Source organism: Streptomyces sp. NPDC056373, from assembly GCF_042262425.1.
GTDB lineage: Bacteria > Actinomycetota > Actinomycetes > Streptomycetales > Streptomycetaceae > Streptomyces.
This window is the reverse complement of the sequence record NZ_JBHJPX010000001.1, coordinates 535,988-553,792: the sequence shown is the minus strand read 5'-3', so window position 1 is coordinate 553,792 and position 17,805 is coordinate 535,988. Positions and strand designations below refer to the sequence as shown.

At 66.5% G+C, this 17,805-nt stretch carries 13 protein-coding genes; all 13 read left to right on the top strand.

Features of this window, described 5'->3' with window-relative positions; all coding sequences use genetic code 11:
* The first annotated feature begins 34 nt into the window (after window positions 1-34).
* The 13 genes from nusG to fusA all read left to right on the top strand — a co-directional run bounded on the left by nusG (window position 35) and on the right by fusA (window position 17,672).
* Complete coding sequence (gene nusG, locus ACFCXS_RS02575; RefSeq protein ID WP_376641139.1) at window positions 35-859, top strand: transcription termination/antitermination protein NusG; 825 nt, start codon at window positions 35-37, stop codon at window positions 857-859.
* A gap of 166 nt (window positions 860-1,025) precedes the next feature.
* On the top strand, window positions 1,026-1,460 hold the full coding sequence (gene rplK / locus ACFCXS_RS02570; protein ID WP_003992325.1) for a 50S ribosomal protein L11: 435 nt from the start codon (window positions 1,026-1,028) through the stop codon (window positions 1,458-1,460).
* 77 nt (window positions 1,461-1,537) lie between these two features.
* Window positions 1,538-2,263, top strand: coding sequence for a 50S ribosomal protein L1 (gene rplA / locus ACFCXS_RS02565; protein WP_352101227.1), 726 nt, complete (start codon window positions 1,538-1,540; stop codon window positions 2,261-2,263).
* A 127-nt stretch (window positions 2,264-2,390) separates the two neighbouring features.
* Window positions 2,391-3,245 (top strand): hypothetical protein, encoded by an 855-nt coding sequence (locus ACFCXS_RS02560; protein ID WP_376641136.1) that lies wholly within the window; start codon window positions 2,391-2,393, stop codon window positions 3,243-3,245.
* A gap of 96 nt (window positions 3,246-3,341) precedes the next feature.
* A complete protein-coding gene (locus ACFCXS_RS02555) occupies window positions 3,342-4,169 on the top strand; it encodes a DUF1396 domain-containing protein (protein WP_376641134.1) in 828 nt (275 codons plus the stop codon).
* 307 nt (window positions 4,170-4,476) lie between these two features.
* A complete protein-coding gene (gene rplJ / locus ACFCXS_RS02550; protein WP_053674508.1) occupies window positions 4,477-5,007 on the top strand; it encodes a 50S ribosomal protein L10 in 531 nt (176 codons plus the stop codon).
* 115 nt (window positions 5,008-5,122) lie between these two features.
* Window positions 5,123-5,512, top strand: a complete 390-nt coding sequence (gene rplL / locus ACFCXS_RS02545; protein ID WP_362234455.1) for a 50S ribosomal protein L7/L12 — start codon at window positions 5,123-5,125, stop codon at window positions 5,510-5,512.
* Window positions 5,513-6,084: 572 nt separating this feature from the next.
* Window positions 6,085-9,570, top strand: a complete 3,486-nt coding sequence (rpoB, locus tag ACFCXS_RS02540; protein WP_376641131.1) for a DNA-directed RNA polymerase subunit beta — start codon at window positions 6,085-6,087, stop codon at window positions 9,568-9,570.
* Between the two features lie 94 nt (window positions 9,571-9,664).
* Window positions 9,665-13,564, top strand: coding sequence for a DNA-directed RNA polymerase subunit beta' (locus tag ACFCXS_RS02535; RefSeq protein WP_376641129.1), 3,900 nt, complete (start codon window positions 9,665-9,667; stop codon window positions 13,562-13,564).
* Window positions 13,565-13,826: 262 nt separating this feature from the next.
* A complete protein-coding gene (locus ACFCXS_RS02530; protein WP_376641127.1) occupies window positions 13,827-14,342 on the top strand; it encodes a DUF1707 and DUF4190 domain-containing protein in 516 nt (171 codons plus the stop codon).
* 319 nt (window positions 14,343-14,661) lie between these two features.
* Window positions 14,662-15,033, top strand: coding sequence for a 30S ribosomal protein S12 (gene rpsL, locus ACFCXS_RS02525; RefSeq protein WP_003948652.1), 372 nt, complete (start codon window positions 14,662-14,664; stop codon window positions 15,031-15,033).
* Between the two features lie 2 nt (window positions 15,034-15,035).
* Window positions 15,036-15,506 (top strand): 30S ribosomal protein S7, encoded by a 471-nt coding sequence (gene rpsG / locus ACFCXS_RS02520; protein WP_003974303.1) that lies wholly within the window; start codon window positions 15,036-15,038, stop codon window positions 15,504-15,506.
* 39 nt (window positions 15,507-15,545) lie between these two features.
* Window positions 15,546-17,672 carry an elongation factor G gene (gene fusA, locus ACFCXS_RS02515; protein WP_097219227.1) on the top strand — a complete coding sequence of 709 codons (2,127 nt, stop codon included), beginning with the start codon at window positions 15,546-15,548 and terminating at the stop codon, window positions 17,670-17,672.
* Window positions 17,673-17,805: the final 133 nt, after the last annotated feature.

Sequence of the window (17,805 nt, the reverse complement as noted above, 5' to 3'; positions counted from 1 at the left end):
TCCACCCCTATGTATCCAGGAAGAAGCAGCCACCGTGTCTGACCCGAACGTGAACGACGCCATCGAGCCGGTCGAGTCCGTCGAGGACGAGCTCGACATCGTCGAGGGCGCGGACAACGAGGACACCGAGGCCTCCTCCGAGGCCGAGGCTGCCGACGCCGTCGCGGACGACGCCGCCGAGGCGGAGACCGAGGACGACGAAGAGGCCGCGGAAGAACTCGAGGAAGAGCCCGAGGACGACCGCGACCCGATCGAGAAGCTCCGCGAGGAACTGCGGGTCCTGCCCGGCGAGTGGTACGTCATCCACACCTACGCCGGCTACGAGAACCGCGTGAAGACCAACCTCGAGCAGCGCGCCGTCTCGCTGAACGTCGAGGACTTCATCTTCCAGGCCGAGGTGCCGCAGGAAGAGGTCGCGCAGATCAAGAACGGCGAGCGCAAGACGATCAAGCAGAACAAGCTCCCGGGCTACGTCCTGGTCCGTATGGACCTGACGAACGAGTCCTGGGGCGTCGTCCGCAACACGCCCGGCGTCACCGGCTTCGTGGGCAACGCCTACGACCCGTACCCGCTGACGCTGGACGAGATCGTCAAGATGCTCGCCCCCGAGGCCGAGGAGAAGGCCGCCCGCGAGGCCGCCGAGGCCGAGGGCAAGCCGGCTCCGCAGCGCAAGGTCGAGGTCCAGGTGCTGGACTTCGAGGTCGGCGACTCGGTCACCGTCACCGACGGCCCGTTCGCCACGCTGCAGGCGACCATCAACGAGATCAACCCTGACTCGAAGAAGGTCAAGGGCCTCGTCGAGATCTTCGGTCGCGAGACGCCGGTCGAGCTTTCCTTCGACCAGATCCAGAAGAACTGACTTCCGGATTCACCGCTTCCGCGCAGGTCAGGCGATCGCTCGAGCGTCCGCCTGACCTGCGCGGTTTTTGGCCGCGCATCTATACCCGTTATCGTTGTGCGGTATGCCTGCGTCCGGGTGGTCCCCGTGCACAGGCAGGACCCGAATCGAAAGGACCCGGAGAGCTATGCCTCCCAAGAAGAAGAAGGTCACGGGGCTCATCAAGCTCCAGATCCAGGCCGGTGCCGCCAACCCGGCCCCGCCGGTCGGCCCCGCGCTGGGTCAGCACGGCGTGAACATCATGGAGTTCTGCAAGGCCTACAACGCCGCGACCGAGTCGCAGCGTGGCTGGGTGATCCCGGTGGAGATCACGGTCTACGAGGACCGTTCCTTCACCTTCATCACCAAGACGCCGCCGGCCGCGAAGATGATCCTGAAGGCCGCGGGCATCGAGAAGGGCTCCGGCGAGCCGCACAAGACCAAGGTCGCGAAGATCACGCGTGACCAGGTCCGTGAGATCGCCACGACCAAGATGCCCGACCTCAACGCCAACGACCTGGACGCCGCCGAGAAGATCATCGCCGGCACCGCCCGTTCCATGGGCGTCACGGTCGAGGGCTGAGCCCCAACCTCCATCAGCAGAAGTGGCAGGGCCTGCTCGGCCCGGACCACGACTCCTAAGAATCCACAGGAGCAGTAGTGAGCAAGCGCAGCAAGTCCCTTCGCGCTGCGGACGCCAAGGTCGACCGGGAGAAGCTCTACGCCCCGCTCGAGGCCGTCCGTCTCGCCAAGGACACCTCCACGACCAAGTTCGACGGCACCGTCGAGGTCGCCTTCCGCCTGGGTGTCGACCCGCGCAAGGCCGACCAGATGGTCCGTGGCACCGTGAACCTTCCGCACGGCACCGGCAAGACCGCCCGGGTCCTGGTCTTCGCGACCGGTGACCGTGCTGCGGCCGCGGAGGCCGCGGGCGCCGACATCGTCGGCTCCGACGAACTGATCGACGAGGTGGCGAAGGGCCGTCTGGACTTCGACGCCGTCGTCGCCACCCCGGACCTCATGGGCAAGGTCGGCCGCCTCGGCCGCGTGCTCGGTCCGCGTGGTCTGATGCCGAACCCGAAGACCGGCACCGTCACCCCCGACGTGGCCAAGGCCGTCACCGAGATCAAGGGCGGCAAGATCGAGTTCCGTGTCGACAAGCACTCGAACCTGCACTTCATCATCGGCAAGTCGTCCTTCGACGACACCAAGCTGGTGGAGAACTACGGCGCCGCGCTGGAGGAGATCCTCCGTCTGAAGCCGTCGGCCGCCAAGGGTCGCTACATCAAGAAGGCCGCCATCAGCACCACGATGGGCCCCGGCATTCCGGTCGACCCGAACCGCACCCGCAACCTCCTCGTCGAGGAGGACCCGGCTGCGGTCTGAGCCTGAGGCTCACCCAACCGGTCACGGGCCCCGCACCTCTTACAGGTGCGGGGCCCGTTCCCTTTTCCGGTACGTACGCCGGTGGCCTGGGTTAACGTGCGGGAACCGGATGCGAACGGGGGGACGTATGCAGGGCACGACCGTGCGCCGCGTGGGCCTGGTGCTCGCGGCGACAGCGCTGACGGGGGTGGCCGCCTGCACGTCCCAGGAGTCCTCCGGCACCCACGGCCGGGACGACCGCGCCGCACAGGGCCGGGCCCTCGCAGCCCTGCGCGCCGCGGAGCGCGCCACCGAGCACGCCGAGTCCGCCCGGGTGGAGTCCACGACGACCATGGGCTCGCTGATGTCCATGACGGCCGACGGCTCCATCGGCTGGAGCGACGGCATCACCGGCACCCTCACCATCACGTACACCGGCGGCACCATCGCCGACACCATGAGACGGCTGGGGACCACCTCGATGGAGGCCCGCTACCTGCCCGAGGCGTACTACGCGCGCATGGGCGAGAAGTTCGCCGAGCAGACCGGCGGCAGGCGCTGGATCCGGTACGCCTACAAGGACCTCGAAGCTCTCGCCGGAGGCTCCGGCGCCCACCTCGGCGACCAGATGCGCAGCACCACGCCGAACCAGTCCGTGAAGCTCCTGCTGTCCTCCGGCGACGTCAGGAAGGTCGGCGAGGACACCGTCGGCGGCCGGTCCGCGACGCACTGGTCCGGCACGGTGACGGCGGCCGACGTCGCCGATGACGGCCTGCGCAAGCAGCTCACCGAGGCCGGCGTCACCACCGAGACCGTCGACATCTGGATCGACGAGCGGAACCTGCTGGCCAAGAAGGTCGAGAAGGCGCGGACGGCCACCGGCGTGATGATCCAGACCGTGCACTACGCCGACTACGGCGTTCCGGTCCGGGCCGAACGGCCCCCGCGGTCCGACACCGGGGACTTCGAGGACCTGATGCGCGAGCAGCCGCGCACGCCCTGAGGCCCCGCCCCGACTATTTCAATAGATCACATGTGCCCTCTGGGATACGCTCACGGCCTTGCTGTGAAGCAAGCATGTATTCCTTGGGGGGAAATGATGAGGACACCTTTACCTGCAGCCGGGGCGTGCGCCCTGCTTCTGGCCGTCGGCGCCGTCGGTTGCGGATCCGGGCAGTCGCCGGAGATGACGCCCGCGGCGGCCGTCGCCAAGGCGGCGAAGAACACGGAGGACATCACGTCCCTCCAGTACCGCCTGAAGGGCACGGTCCCGCAGTCGGGCCGCGTCGAGGGTGAGGCGGCCATGCGCCTGAAGCCCACGATCGCCATGAGCATGAAGATGACGGCGCCGGACCAGGCCGCCGGCCAGAGCGTGGAGATCCGTCTCGTCGACAAGGCCATGTACCTCGGTGGGGGAGCCGAGATGGCCAAGGAGATGGACGGCAAGCGCTGGCTGAAGTTCGACCTGTCCGGCTCCGACGCCGCCAAGGACCTGGACAAGATGGGGTCCCCGAGCCAGGCCGAGCAGAACCCGGCGGCGGAGTCGACCTTCCTCAAGGGCGCCAAGGACGTGGAGAAGGTCGGCAGCGAGAAGGTCGACGGCGTCGAGACCACCCGTTACACGGGCACGGTCACCCTCGCGGACCTGCGCGCCTCGCTCAAGGACGACAAGGCGGCGACCCGCAAGCAGCGCGAGAAGAGCATCAAGCAGTACGAGAAGCTCGGTGTCGACAAGCTCACGATGGACATGTGGGTCGACGGCGAGGACCACACCAAGCAGTTCCGCATGAAGGGCCAGGCCGACAAGGGCCCGATGGACATGACCATCACCTTCCTCGACTACAACAAGCCCGTCACCGTCACGGCCCCGCCGGCCAAGGACGTGGCGGACCTGGGCGAGATGTTCAAGGAGCTGGGGCAGAGCTGAACCGCCCCACGCCGATCCGCCGTACGGGCGGATTTGCCTCACGGTGAACGTTCCCGTACTCTCCTACAGAAGCCAAAGACCGCTGGTCGTTACCGCGCGCTCATCAGAGGGCGCGGTGGCCGAAGGATCCGCTGAACGGCGGACGACCCGCGCAGGTGACACTGGAAAAGCTCCCGGAGCCCGCCGCCTCGTGTGTGTGTGAAACCGGTTGAGCTACGCCCCGTGCGCTTGCGCCGGGGCGTTTCGTTTTCCCCAGTCCTCCTTCGGGTCCGCGCGGTCCGAATCACCCGGAAGGAGGCCGAGGCTCATGGCGAGGCCTGACAAGGTCGATGCCGTCGAGGAGATGCGGGACAAGTTCCGCAACTCCAACGCTGCTGTCGTTACCGCGTACACCGGTCTCACCGTCGCGCAGCTCCAGAAGCTGCGTCGTTCACTCGGTGAGAACGCTCAGTACCGTGTGGCGAAGAACACGCTGACCAAGATTGCGGCCAACGAGGCCGGGATCACGACGCTGGACGACCTCTTTGCGGGTTCGTCGGCCGTCGCCTTCGTGACCGGTGACCCGGTCGAGGCGGCGAAGGGTCTCCGTGACTTCGCCAAGGACAACCCCAACCTCGTCATCAAGGGCGGCGTCCTTGACGGCAAGGCGTTGTCCGCCGACGAGATCAAGAAGCTTGCGGACCTCGAGTCCCGCGAGGTTCTGCTCTCCAAGCTGGCCGGTGCCATGAAGGGCAAGCAGTCCCAGGCTGCCTCTGTCTTCCAGGCGCTGCCGTCGAAGCTCGTCCGCACCGTGGACGCGCTCCGTGCCAAGCAGGACGAGCAGGGCGGTGCCGAGTAACTCGGCTCGCATCCCGGCCGCCGCTGCCTGAACGCGGCGACCGTCGCGGGCCAGTAGTACGCCCGCCTCACATGTACATCCGGCACCTGCCGAATTAGTGGAAGGACCGCCAATCATGGCGAAGCTCAGCCAGGAAGACCTGCTCGCGCAGTTCGAGGAGATGACCCTCATCGAGCTCTCCGAGTTCGTGAAGGCGTTCGAGGACAAGTTCGACGTCACCGCCGCCGCTGCCGCGCCGGTCGTCGTCGCCGGTGGTGCCGCTGGTGGCGCCGCTGCCGAGGCCGCTGAGGAGCAGGACGAGTTCGACGTCATCCTCACGGGTGCCGGTGACAAGAAGATCCAGGTCATCAAGGTCGTGCGTGAGCTGACCTCCCTGGGTCTGAAGGAGGCCAAGGACCTCGTGGACGGCGCCCCGAAGCCCGTTCTCGAGAAGGTCGCCAAGGACGCCGCCGAGAAGGCCAAGGAGTCCCTCGAGGGCGCCGGCGCCTCCGTCGAGGTCAAGTAAACCCTTCCGGATCCGCCAGGATCCACGACACGTCCCGCTGGACGTGTAACGCGTAAGCGCGGAAGAGCGATCATCCATCCGGGTGGTCGCTCTTCGGCGTTCTCGGGGGCGGGCCACGGTTGCCTTGAAGCCCCGGTGACGAGGGGTATGGTGATCTTCGTCGTGTCACCGGGCGGCCCCGGATCGGGCAGGGGGGCCTTGACGAACCGCACGCAGCGCGCAATTCTCAGGACGCGTCGTCACAGGATCCGAATCCGAGGCATGGATCGGCGACGAAGAGGGCAGTATCAACGTGCGTTGAGGGCAGCGCCTTGTCGCAGGAGTGGAACAACGAGGGTGAACACGGGTTCCAGAACCCGCACTGGACATCAGTGTGCCAAGTGGCTACACTGACCCTTTGCGCTGCCTGTTAGCTGTCCCCTGCCCGTCACCAGGGGTCTGCCCTCGCCCGAGCATCGATGACAAGAAGTGTCTGACCTGGCCTTTCAGCCCTGTCGGCACAGCTTGTCTCCGTGTACGGGAGAGGGGCCGGTACGCGCGTAGTGAGTCCGAGCCCTCGGAAGGACCCCCTCTTGGCCGCCTCGCGCAACGCCTCGACCGCGAATACGAACAACGCCGCCAGCACTGCCCCGCTGCGCATCTCTTTTGCAAAGATCAAGGAGCCTCTCGAGGTTCCGAACCTGCTCGCGCTGCAGACCGAGAGCTTCGACTGGCTCCTCGGCAACACCGCCTGGCAGAGTCGGGTCGAGGAGGCTCTCGAGAACGGTCAGGACGTCCCCACCAAGTCCGGGCTCGAGGAGATCTTCGAGGAGATCTCCCCGATCGAGGACTTCAGCGGGTCGATGTCGCTGACCTTCCGCGACCACCGCTTCGAGCCGCCGAAGAACTCCATCGACGAGTGCAAGGACCGCGACTTCACGTACGCGGCCCCGCTCTTCGTCACCGCCGAGTTCACGAACAACGAGACCGGCGAGATCAAGTCCCAGACCGTCTTCATGGGCGACTTCCCGCTCATGACGAACAAGGGCACCTTCGTCATCAACGGCACCGAGCGTGTCGTGGTGTCGCAGCTCGTCCGTTCGCCCGGCGTCTACTTCGACTCCTCCATCGACAAGACGTCCGACAAGGACATCTTCTCCGCCAAGATCATCCCCTCCCGGGGTGCCTGGCTGGAGATGGAGATCGACAAGCGCGACATGGTCGGTGTGCGCATCGACCGCAAGCGCAAGCAGTCCGTCACCGTCCTGCTCAAGGCGCTCGGCTGGACCACCGAGCAGATCCTCGAGGAGTTCGGCGAGTACGAGTCCATGCGCGCCACCCTGGAGAAGGACCACACCCAGGGCCAGGACGACGCGCTGCTCGACATCTACCGCAAGCTGCGTCCGGGCGAGCCCCCCACGCGTGAGGCCGCGCAGACGCTGCTCGAGAACCTCTACTTCAACCCCAAGCGCTACGACCTGGCCAAGGTCGGCCGCTACAAGGTCAACAAGAAGCTGGGTGCGGACGCTCCGCTGGACGCGGGCATCCTGACCGTCGAGGACATCATCTCGACGATCAAGTACCTGGTGAAGCTGCACGCGGGCGAGACCGAGACGGTCGGCGACAGCGGTACGAACATCGTCGTCGAGACCGACGACATCGACCACTTCGGCAACCGCCGCCTGCGCAGCGTCGGCGAGCTCATCCAGAACCAGGTCCGTACGGGTCTGGCGCGTATGGAGCGTGTCGTCCGCGAGCGGATGACGACCCAGGACGTCGAGGCGATCACGCCGCAGACCCTGATCAACATCCGGCCGGTCGTCGCCTCCATCAAGGAGTTCTTCGGCACCAGCCAGCTGTCGCAGTTCATGGACCAGAACAACCCGCTGTCGGGCCTCACCCACAAGCGCCGCCTGTCGGCTCTTGGTCCGGGTGGTCTCTCCCGTGAGCGGGCCGGCTTCGAGGTCCGTGACGTGCACCCCTCGCACTACGGCCGCATGTGCCCGATCGAGACGCCCGAAGGCCCGAACATCGGTCTGATCGGCTCGCTCGCCTCCTACGGCCGGGTCAACGCGTTCGGCTTCGTCGAGACGCCCTACCGCAAGGTGTTCGAGGGCCAGGTCACCGACGAGGTCGACTACCTGACCGCCGACGAGGAAGACCGCTTCGTCATCGCGCAGGCCAACGCGCCGCTCACCGACGACCTCCGCTTCGCCGAGGCCCGCGTGCTGGTCCGCCGCAAGGGCGGCGAGGTCGACTACGTCACCGGTGAAGACGTGGACTACATGGACGTCTCGCCGCGCCAGATGGTGTCGGTCGCGACCGCCATGATCCCCTTCCTCGAGCACGACGACGCCAACCGTGCCCTCATGGGCGCGAACATGATGCGTCAGGCCGTGCCGCTGATTAAGTCCGAGGCCCCGCTCGTCGGCACCGGCATGGAGTACCGCTCCGCCGTCGACGCCGGCGACGTGGTCAAGGCCGAGAAGCCCGGTGTGGTCCAGGAGGTCTCCGCGGACTACATCACCACCGCCAACGACGACGGCACGTACATCACGTACCGGCTGGCCAAGTTCGCCCGCTCCAACCAGGGCACCTCGGTCAACCAGAAGGTCATCGTCAACGAGGGCGACCGGATCATCGAGGGCCAGGTCCTGGCCGACGGTCCGGCCACCGAGAACGGCGAGATGGCGCTGGGCAAGAACCTGCTCGTGGCGTTCATGCCGTGGGAGGGTCACAACTACGAGGACGCGATCATCCTGTCGCAGCGCCTCGTGCAGGACGACGTCCTCTCCTCGATCCACATCGAGGAGCACGAGGTCGACGCCCGTGACACCAAGCTCGGCCCCGAGGAGATCACCCGGGACATCCCGAACGTCTCCGAGGAGGTCCTCGCCGACCTCGACGAGCGCGGCATCATCCGCATCGGTGCCGAGGTCGTCGCCGGTGACATCCTCGTCGGCAAGGTCACGCCCAAGGGCGAGACCGAGCTGACGCCCGAGGAGCGCCTGCTGCGTGCGATCTTCGGTGAGAAGGCCCGTGAGGTCCGTGACACCTCGCTGAAGGTCCCGCACGGCGAGATCGGCAAGGTCATCGGCGTCCGCGTCTTCGACCGCGAGGAGGGCGACGAGCTTCCCCCCGGTGTGAACCAGCTGGTGCGCGTCTACGTCGCGCAGAAGCGCAAGATCACCGACGGTGACAAGCTCGCCGGCCGTCACGGCAACAAGGGCGTCATCTCGAAGATCCTGCCGATCGAGGACATGCCGTTCCTGGAGGACGGCACCCCGGTCGACATCATCCTCAACCCGCTCGGTGTGCCGTCCCGAATGAACCCGGGTCAGGTCCTGGAGATCCACCTCGGCTGGCTCGCCAGCCGCGGCTGGGACGTCTCCGGCCTCGCGGACGACTGGGCGCAGCGCCTGCAGGCCATCGAGGCCGACCAGGTCGCGCCGGGCACCAACGTCGCCACCCCCGTCTTCGACGGTGCGCGTGAGGACGAGCTGGCCGGTCTGCTGAACCACACCATCCCCAACCGCGACGGCGAGCGCATGGTGCTCCCGACCGGTAAGGCGCCGCTGTTCGACGGCCGCTCCGGCGAGCCGTTCCCGGAGCCGATCTCGGTCGGCTACATGTACATCCTCAAGCTGCACCACCTGGTCGACGACAAGCTGCACGCCCGGTCGACCGGTCCGTACTCGATGATCACCCAGCAGCCGCTGGGTGGTAAGGCCCAGTTCGGTGGCCAGCGCTTCGGTGAGATGGAGGTGTGGGCGCTGGAGGCTTACGGCGCCGCGTACGCCCTCCAGGAGCTGCTGACCATCAAGTCCGACGACGTGACCGGCCGCGTGAAGGTCTACGAGGCCATCGTCAAGGGCGAGAACATCCCCGAGCCCGGCATCCCCGAGTCCTTCAAGGTGCTCATCAAGGAGATGCAGTCCCTGTGCCTCAACGTGGAGGTGCTGTCCTCGGACGGCATGTCCATCGAGATGCGCGACACCGACGAGGACGTCTTCCGCGCTGCGGAGGAGCTTGGCATCGACCTGTCCCGGCGTGAGCCGAGCAGCGTCGAAGAGGTCTGACGGGAGTTCGGCGGCCTTCGTCATGAAGGCCGCCGGCCCCAGGACCCCCGTATCAGACCCCATGACTTACAACCCTGAGAGGGATTGACGCATAGTGCTCGACGTCAACTTCTTCGACGAGCTCCGGATCGGTCTGGCCACCGCTGACGACATCCGTCAGTGGAGCCACGGCGAGGTCAAGAAGCCCGAGACGATCAACTACCGCACGCTCAAGCCCGAAAAGGACGGACTCTTCTGCGAGAAGATCTTCGGTCCGACCCGGGACTGGGAGTGCTACTGCGGCAAGTACAAGCGTGTCCGCTTCAAGGGCATCATCTGTGAGCGGTGTGGCGTCGAGGTCACCCGTGCCAAGGTGCGCCGTGAGCGGATGGGCCACATCGAGCTGGCCGCCCCGGTCACGCACATCTGGTACTTCAAGGGTGTTCCGTCGCGCCTGGGCTACCTGCTCGACCTGGCGCCGAAGGACCTCGAGAAGGTCATCTACTTCGCGGCGTACATGATCACGTACGTCGACGAGGAGCGCCGTACGCGCGACCTGCCCTCGCTGGAGGCTCACGTCTCCGTCGAGCGCCAGCAGATCGAGCAGCGCCGCGACGCCGACCTGGAGGCCCGCGCCAAGAAGCTCGAGACCGACCTGGCCGAGCTGGAGGCCGAGGGCGCCAAGGCGGACGTGCGCCGCAAGGTGCGCGAGGGTGCCGAGCGCGAGATGAAGCAGCTGCGCGACCGTGCGCAGCGCGAGATCGACCGCCTCGACGAGGTGTGGAACCGCTTCAAGAACCTCAAGGTCCAGGACCTCGAGGGCGACGAGCTGCTCTACCGCGAGCTGCGTGACCGCTTCGGCACGTACTTCGACGGTTCGATGGGTGCCGCGGCGCTGCAGAAGCGCCTGGAGTCCTTCGACCTCGACGAGGAGGCCGAGAAGCTCCGCGAGATCATCCGTACCGGCAAGGGCCAGAAGAAGACCCGTGCGCTCAAGCGCCTGAAGGTCGTCTCCGCGTTCCTGCAGACCAGCAACAGCCCCAAGGGCATGGTGCTCGACTGCGTGCCGGTCATCCCGCCGGACCTGCGTCCGATGGTGCAGCTGGACGGTGGCCGCTTCGCGACCTCCGACCTGAACGACCTGTACCGCCGTGTGATCAACCGGAACAACCGCCTGAAGCGCCTTCTCGACCTCGGTGCGCCCGAGATCATCGTGAACAACGAGAAGCGCATGCTCCAGGAGGCCGTGGACGCGCTGTTCGACAACGGCCGTCGTGGCCGTCCGGTCACCGGTCCCGGTAACCGCCCGCTGAAGTCCCTCAGCGACATGCTGAAGGGTAAGCAGGGCCGCTTCCGTCAGAACCTGCTCGGCAAGCGTGTGGACTACTCCGCGCGTTCCGTGATCGTCGTCGGTCCGCAGCTGAAGCTGCACCAGTGCGGTCTGCCGAAGGCGATGGCGCTGGAGCTCTTCAAGCCGTTCGTGATGAAGCGCCTGGTCGACCTGAACCACGCGCAGAACATCAAGAGCGCCAAGCGCATGGTCGAGCGCGGCCGCACGGTCGTGTACGACGTGCTGGAAGAGGTCATCGCGGAGCACCCGGTTCTGCTGAACCGTGCGCCCACGCTGCACCGCCTCGGCATCCAGGCCTTCGAGCCGCAGCTGGTCGAGGGCAAGGCCATCCAGATCCACCCGCTCGTCTGCACCGCGTTCAACGCGGACTTCGACGGTGACCAGATGGCCGTGCACCTGCCGCTGTCCGCGGAGGCGCAGGCCGAGGCCCGCATCCTGATGCTGTCCTCGAACAACATCCTCAAGCCGGCCGACGGCCGTCCGGTGACGATGCCTACCCAGGACATGGTCCTCGGTCTGTTCTTCCTCACCACCGACGGCGAGATGCGCGACCTCAAGGGCGAGGGCCGTTCCTTCGCCTCGGTCGCCGAGGCGATCATGGCCTTCGACGCGGGCGAGCTGTCGCTCCAGTCGAAGATCGACGTCCGCTTCCCGGTCGGCACCATCCCGCCGCGTGGCTGGCTGCCGCCGGCGCGCGAGGAGGGCGAGCCCGAGTGGCAGCAGGGTGACAGCTTCCGGCTGAACACCACCCTGGGCCGTGCGCTCTTCAACGAGCTGCTGCCCGAGGACTACCCGTTCGTCGACTACGAGGTCGGCAAGAAGCAGCTCTCCGAGATCGTCAACGACCTCGCCGAGCGCTACCCCAAGGTCATCGTGGCGGCGACGCTCGACAACCTGAAGGCGGCCGGCTTCTTCTGGGCGACCCGCTCCGGCGTGACCGTGGCCATCTCCGACGTCGTCGTTCCCGAGGCGAAGAAGGAGATCGTCAAGGGCTACGAGGCGCAGGACGAGAAGGTCCAGAAGCAGTACGAGCGCGGTCTGATCACCAAGGACGAGCGCACGCAGGAGCTCATCGCGATCTGGACCAAGGCGACCAACGAGGTCGCCGAGGCGATGAACGACAACTTCCCGAAGACCAACCCGATCTTCATGATGGTGAACTCGGGTGCACGAGGCAACATGATGCAGATGCGTCAGATCGCCGGTATGCGTGGTCTGGTGTCGAACGCGAAGAACGAGACGATCCCGCGTCCCATCAAGGCCTCCTTCCGTGAGGGCCTGTCCGTGCTGGAGTACTTCATCTCCACGCACGGTGCCCGTAAGGGTCTGGCGGACACCGCTCTGCGTACCGCCGACTCGGGTTACCTCACGCGTCGTCTGGTCGACGTCTCCCAGGACGTCATCATTCGCGAGGAGGACTGCGGCACCGAGCGCGGTCTGCGTCTGAAGATCGCCGACCGGAACGCCGAGGGCGGGCTGATCAAGACGGAGGACGTCGAGACCTCCGTGTACGCGCGCTGCCTCGCCGAGGACATCGTGGTCGAGGGACAGGTGCTGGCCCCGGCCGGTACCGACCTGGGCGACGTCCTCATCGAGGAGCTCGTGCAGCGCGGCGTCGAGGAGGTCAAGACCCGCTCGGTCCTGACCTGCGAGTCCGCCGTCGGCACCTGCGCGATGTGCTACGGCCGTTCGCTGGCCACCGGCAAGCTGGTCGACATCGGTGAGGCGGTCGGCATCATCGCCGCCCAGTCCATCGGTGAGCCCGGCACCCAGCTGACGATGCGTACCTTCCACACCGGTGGTGTGGCCGGTGACGACATCACCCAGGGTCTGCCGCGTGTCGTCGAGCTCTTCGAGGCCCGTACCCCGAAGGGTGTCGCCCCGATCTCCGAGGCCCAGGGCCGCGTGCGGATCGAGGAGACCGAGAAGACCAAGAAGCTCGTCGTCACCCCGGACGACGGCAGCGACGAGACGGCGTTCCCGATCTCGAAGCGTGCCCGGCTCCTGGTCAGCGAGGGCGAGCACGTCGAGGTGGGCCAGAAGCTCACCGTGGGTGCCACCAACCCGCACGACGTGCTGCGCATCCTGGGCCAGCGTGCCGTCCAGGTCCACCTGGTCGGCGAGGTCCAGAAGGTCTACAACTCGCAGGGTGTGTCGATCCACGACAAGCACATCGAGATCATCATCCGGCAGATGCTGCGCCGCGTGACGATCATCGAGTCGGGCGACGCCGAGCTGCTGCCCGGCGAGCTGGTCGAGCGCTCGAAGTTCGAGCACGAGAACCGTCGTGTGGTCCAGGAGGGTGGTCACCCGGCTTCGGGTCGTCCGCAGCTCATGGGTATCACCAAGGCCTCGCTGGCGACGGAGTCCTGGCTGTCGGCCGCCTCCTTCCAGGAGACGACCCGAGTCCTGACGGACGCGGCGATCAACGCCAAGTCCGACAGCCTCATCGGCCTCAAGGAGAACGTCATCATCGGTAAGCTCATCCCGGCCGGTACGGGCCTGTCCCGCTACCGCAACATCCGGGTCGAGCCGACCGAGGAGGCCAAGGCCGCGATGTACTCGGCCGTCGGCTACGACGACATCGACTACTCGCCGTTCGGCACGGGCTCCGGCCAGGCCGTTCCGCTGGAGGACTACGACTACGGTCCGTACAACCAGTAAGCGAGTCGCTTGAGTCGAAGGGCGGCCACCCTGCGGGGTGGCCGCCCTTCGGCGTTCCCTGGGGGCCGCGTCTCGGGTGGGTCGGCCTGCACGCCGTTCCGGCGGGCTTTCAGTGCCTCGCGGTGTACTGAGGTGAGTCCGGGGCGTGTGCCCGCTCCGGAGCGCGTCTGTCGGCTGTCTGGCCGATCTGCGACGCGCACCGGTGCCGGAACCTCCGCTTCGGCGCATCATGGAAGGACTCCGGTCCCCGGGGAGGTGCTCCGTGTCGCAGTCGCACTATCCGTCCTGGCAGCCCTGGCAGGGCTCCGGTGCCCCGTCGATGCTGGCGTCGCACGCCGATCGGGAGCGGGCCGTGGACGTGCTCAGAGCCGGGTACGGCGAGGGGCGGATGGAGCAGGGCGAGTTCGAGAAGCGTGTGGGGCGTGCGTACGCGGCGCGGACCGTGGGGGAGCTGGCGCTGCTCGTCGCGGATCTGCCGCAGGGGCCGCTGCCGGCGTCGGGGGTGTCCGTGCCGGCGACGTTCATGCCCGTGCCGCGGGCGCGGACCAATGGCAAGGCCGTCGCGGCCGGGGTGTGCGGGCTGCTGTGCGTGCCGACGATGGGGCTGACCGGTATCCCGGCGGTCGTACTGGGGCATGTGGCCCGGGCCGAGATCCGCAGTCGCGGGGAGCTGGGGGACGGGCTCGCGCTGACCGGCCTGGTGCTCGGGTGGTTGTCCACGGCGGGCTGGGCACTCGTTCTGGTGTTGCTCACGGTGGTGTCCGTCGTAGCATCGTGAAGGTATGCAAAAAGGACAGTCACCGTCGAATTGAAGATCGACAACGGCCGGGGGGCTTGACATGTCCCGCATGGCGATGCGGGCGGTGCCCATTTGTTTTGACCGCAGCGAATGCGGTAGGTACGCTCAGACCTTGTGCCTGGGGTGTGCCCTGGCCCGCGTGTGTGCCATGAACCGCACGGCGGGCTGACACCGGCCACCGTAATCTGCGCTGTTTCTGCCTCGCGGCGGAAGTCCGCGGGTTCGACACACCCGACCGCGTGGGTCGGAGATGTTCCAGGTTAGCTTCACCATTCGGCACACAGAAACCGGAGAAGTAGTGCCTACGATCCAGCAGCTGGTCCGCAAGGGCCGGCAGGACAAGGTCGAGAAGAACAAGACGCCCGCACTCGAGGGTTCCCCTCAGCGCCGGGGCGTCTGCACGCGTGTGTTCACGACCACCCCGAAGAAGCCGAACTCGGCCCTGCGTAAGGTCGCGCGTGTGCGTCTGACCAGCGGGATCGAGGTCACCGCTTACATTCCGGGTGAGGGACACAACCTGCAGGAGCACTCCATCGTGCTCGTGCGCGGCGGCCGTGTGAAGGACCTGCCGGGTGTTCGCTACAAGATCATCCGTGGCTCCCTCGACACCCAGGGTGTCAAGAACCGCAAGCAGGCCCGTTCCCGCTACGGCGCCAAGAAGGAGAAGTAAGAATGCCTCGTAAGGGCCCCGCCCCGAAGCGCCCGGTCATCATCGACCCGGTCTACGGTTCTCCTCTGGTGACGTCGCTCATCAACAAGGTGCTGCTGAACGGCAAGCGCTCCACCGCCGAGCGCATCGTCTACGGCGCCATGGAAGGTCTGCGTGAGAAGACGGGCAACGACCCGGTCATCACGCTGAAGCGCGCGCTGGAGAACATCAAGCCGACCCTCGAGGTCAAGTCCCGCCGTGTCGGTGGTGCGACGTACCAGGTTCCGATCGAGGTCAAGCCCGGTCGCGCCAACACGCTCGCGCTGCGCTGGCTGGTCGGTTACTCCCGCGCCCGTCGCGAGAAGACCATGACCGAGCGTCTGCTCAACGAGCTTCTCGACGCCTCCAACGGCCTCGGTGCCGCTGTGAAGAAGCGCGAGGACACCCACAAGATGGCCGAGTCCAACAAGGCCTTCGCGCACTACCGCTGGTAGTCGCTACCCACATCGAGACCGAGAGAAGACTGAAGCCTTATGGCTACCACTTCACTTGACCTGGCCAAGGTCCGCAACATCGGGATCATGGCCCACATCGACGCGGGCAAGACGACCACCACCGAGCGGATCCTGTTCTACACCGGTGTGTCTTACAAGATCGGTGAGGTCCACGACGGCGCTGCCACCATGGACTGGATGGAGCAGGAGCAGGAGCGTGGCATCACGATCACGTCTGCTGCGACCACCTGTCACTGGCCGCTCGAGGACAACGACTACACCATCAACATCATCGACACCCCGGGTCACGTCGACTTCACCGTCGAGGTGGAGCGCTCCCTGCGTGTGCTCGACGGTGCCGTGACGGTGTTCGACGGTGTCGCCGGTGTCGAGCCGCAGTCCGAGACGGTGTGGCGTCAGGCCGACCGTTACGGCGTGCCCCGCATCTGCTTCGTGAACAAGCTGGACCGTACCGGCGCCGAGTTCCACCGCTGCGTGGACATGATCTCGGACCGCCTGGGCGCCCAGCCGCTGGTCATGCAGCTGCCGATCGGTGCCGAGGCGGACTTCAAGGGCGTCATCGACCTCGTGACGATGAAGGCCCTGGTCTGGTCGGCCGAGGCGACCAAGGGCGAGATGTACGACACCGTCGACATCCCGGACACCCACGCCGAGGCTGCCGAGGAGTACCGCGGCAAGCTGCTCGAGGCCGTCGCCGAGAACGACGAAGAGCTGATGGAGCTGTACCTGGAGGGCACCGAGCCCACCGTGGAGCAGCTCTACGCCGCGATCCGTCGTATCACCATCGCGTCCGGCAAGAGCGGCGGCACCACCGTCACTCCCGTGTTCTGCGGCACCGCGTTCAAGAACAAGGGCGTTCAGCCCCTGCTCGACGCGGTCGTGCGCTACCTGCCCACCCCGCTCGACGTCGAGGCCATCGAGGGCCACGACGTCAAGGACCCGGAGCAGGTCATCGCGCGCAAGCCGTCGGAGGACGAGCCCCTCGCCGCGCTGGCGTTCAAGATCATGAGCGACCCGCACCTCGGCAAGCTCACCTTCGTCCGCGTGTACTCCGGCCGCCTCGTGTCCGGCACCGCCGTGCTGAACTCGGTGAAGGGCAAGAAGGAGCGCATCGGCAAGATCTACCGCATGCACGCGAACAAGCGTGAGGAGATCGAGTCGGTGGGCGCCGGTGACATCGTCGCCGTGATGGGTCTCAAGCAGACCACCACCGGTGAGACGCTGTCCGACGACAAGAACCCGGTCATCCTGGAGTCCATGGACTTCCCGGCGCCGGTCATCCAGGTCGCCATCGAGCCCAAGTCGAAGGGCGACCAGGAGAAGCTGGGCGTCGCGATCCAGCGCCTCGCCGAGGAGGACCCGTCGTTCCAGGTCCACTCGGACGAGGAGACGGGCCAGACCATCATCGGCGGTATGGGCGAGCTGCACCTCGAGGTGCTGGTCGACCGCATGCGCCGTGAGTTCAAGGTCGAGGCCAACGTCGGCAAGCCGCAGGTCGCCTACCGCGAGACGATCCGCAAGGCCGTCGAGCGCGTGGACTACACCCACAAGAAGCAGACCGGTGGTACCGGTCAGTTCGCCAAGGTGCAGATCGCGATCGAGCCGATCGAGGGCGGCGACGCCTCGTACGAGTTCGTGAACAAGGTGACCGGTGGTCGCATCCCGAAGGAGTACATCCCTTCGGTCGACGCCGGTGCGCAGGAGGCCATGCAGTTCGGCATCCTCGCCGGCTACGAGATGACCGGCGTGCGCGTCACCCTGATCGACGGTGGCTACCACGAGGTCGACTCCTCCGAGCTGGCGTTCAAGATCGCCGGTTCGCAGGCCTTCAAGGAGGCCGCGCGCAAGGCCAGCCCCGTGCTGCTCGAGCCGATGATGGCCGTCGAGGTCACCACGCCCGAGGACTACATGGGTGAGGTCATCGGCGACATCAACTCCCGCCGTGGTCAGATCCAGGCCATGGAGGAGCGGGCCGGTGCCCGCGTCGTGAAGGGCCTCGTGCCCCTCTCGGAGATGTTCGGCTACGTCGGAGACCTCCGCAGCAAGACGTCGGGTCGCGCAAGCTACTCGATGCAGTTCGACTCCTACGCCGAGGTTCCCCGGAACGTCGCCGAGGAGATCATCGCGAAGGCCAAGGGCGAGTAACGCACCGCGTCTACACGCCGTAGGCTTGACTCCGGTGCTCGAGGGGCATTCCGCCGCAATCGTGGTGAGAATGCCCCGAGGCCCGGGCTTTCCAGCAAAGATCACCTGGCGCCGATGAGTAAGGCGTACCAGA

Coding starts and splice junctions, on each gene's coding strand:
- rplK (WP_003992325.1), top strand. CDS start 1,026: ATGCCTCCCAAGAAGAAGAAGGTCACGGGGCTCATCAAGCTCCAGATC.
- ACFCXS_RS02560 (WP_376641136.1), top strand. CDS start 2,391: ATGCAGGGCACGACCGTGCGCCGCGTGGGCCTGGTGCTCGCGGCGACA.
- ACFCXS_RS02555 (WP_376641134.1), top strand. CDS start 3,342: ATGAGGACACCTTTACCTGCAGCCGGGGCGTGCGCCCTGCTTCTGGCC.
- rplJ (WP_053674508.1), top strand. CDS start 4,477: ATGGCGAGGCCTGACAAGGTCGATGCCGTCGAGGAGATGCGGGACAAG.
- rplL (WP_362234455.1), top strand. CDS start 5,123: ATGGCGAAGCTCAGCCAGGAAGACCTGCTCGCGCAGTTCGAGGAGATG.
- rpsG (WP_003974303.1), top strand. CDS start 15,036: ATGCCTCGTAAGGGCCCCGCCCCGAAGCGCCCGGTCATCATCGACCCG.
- fusA (WP_097219227.1), top strand. CDS start 15,546: ATGGCTACCACTTCACTTGACCTGGCCAAGGTCCGCAACATCGGGATC.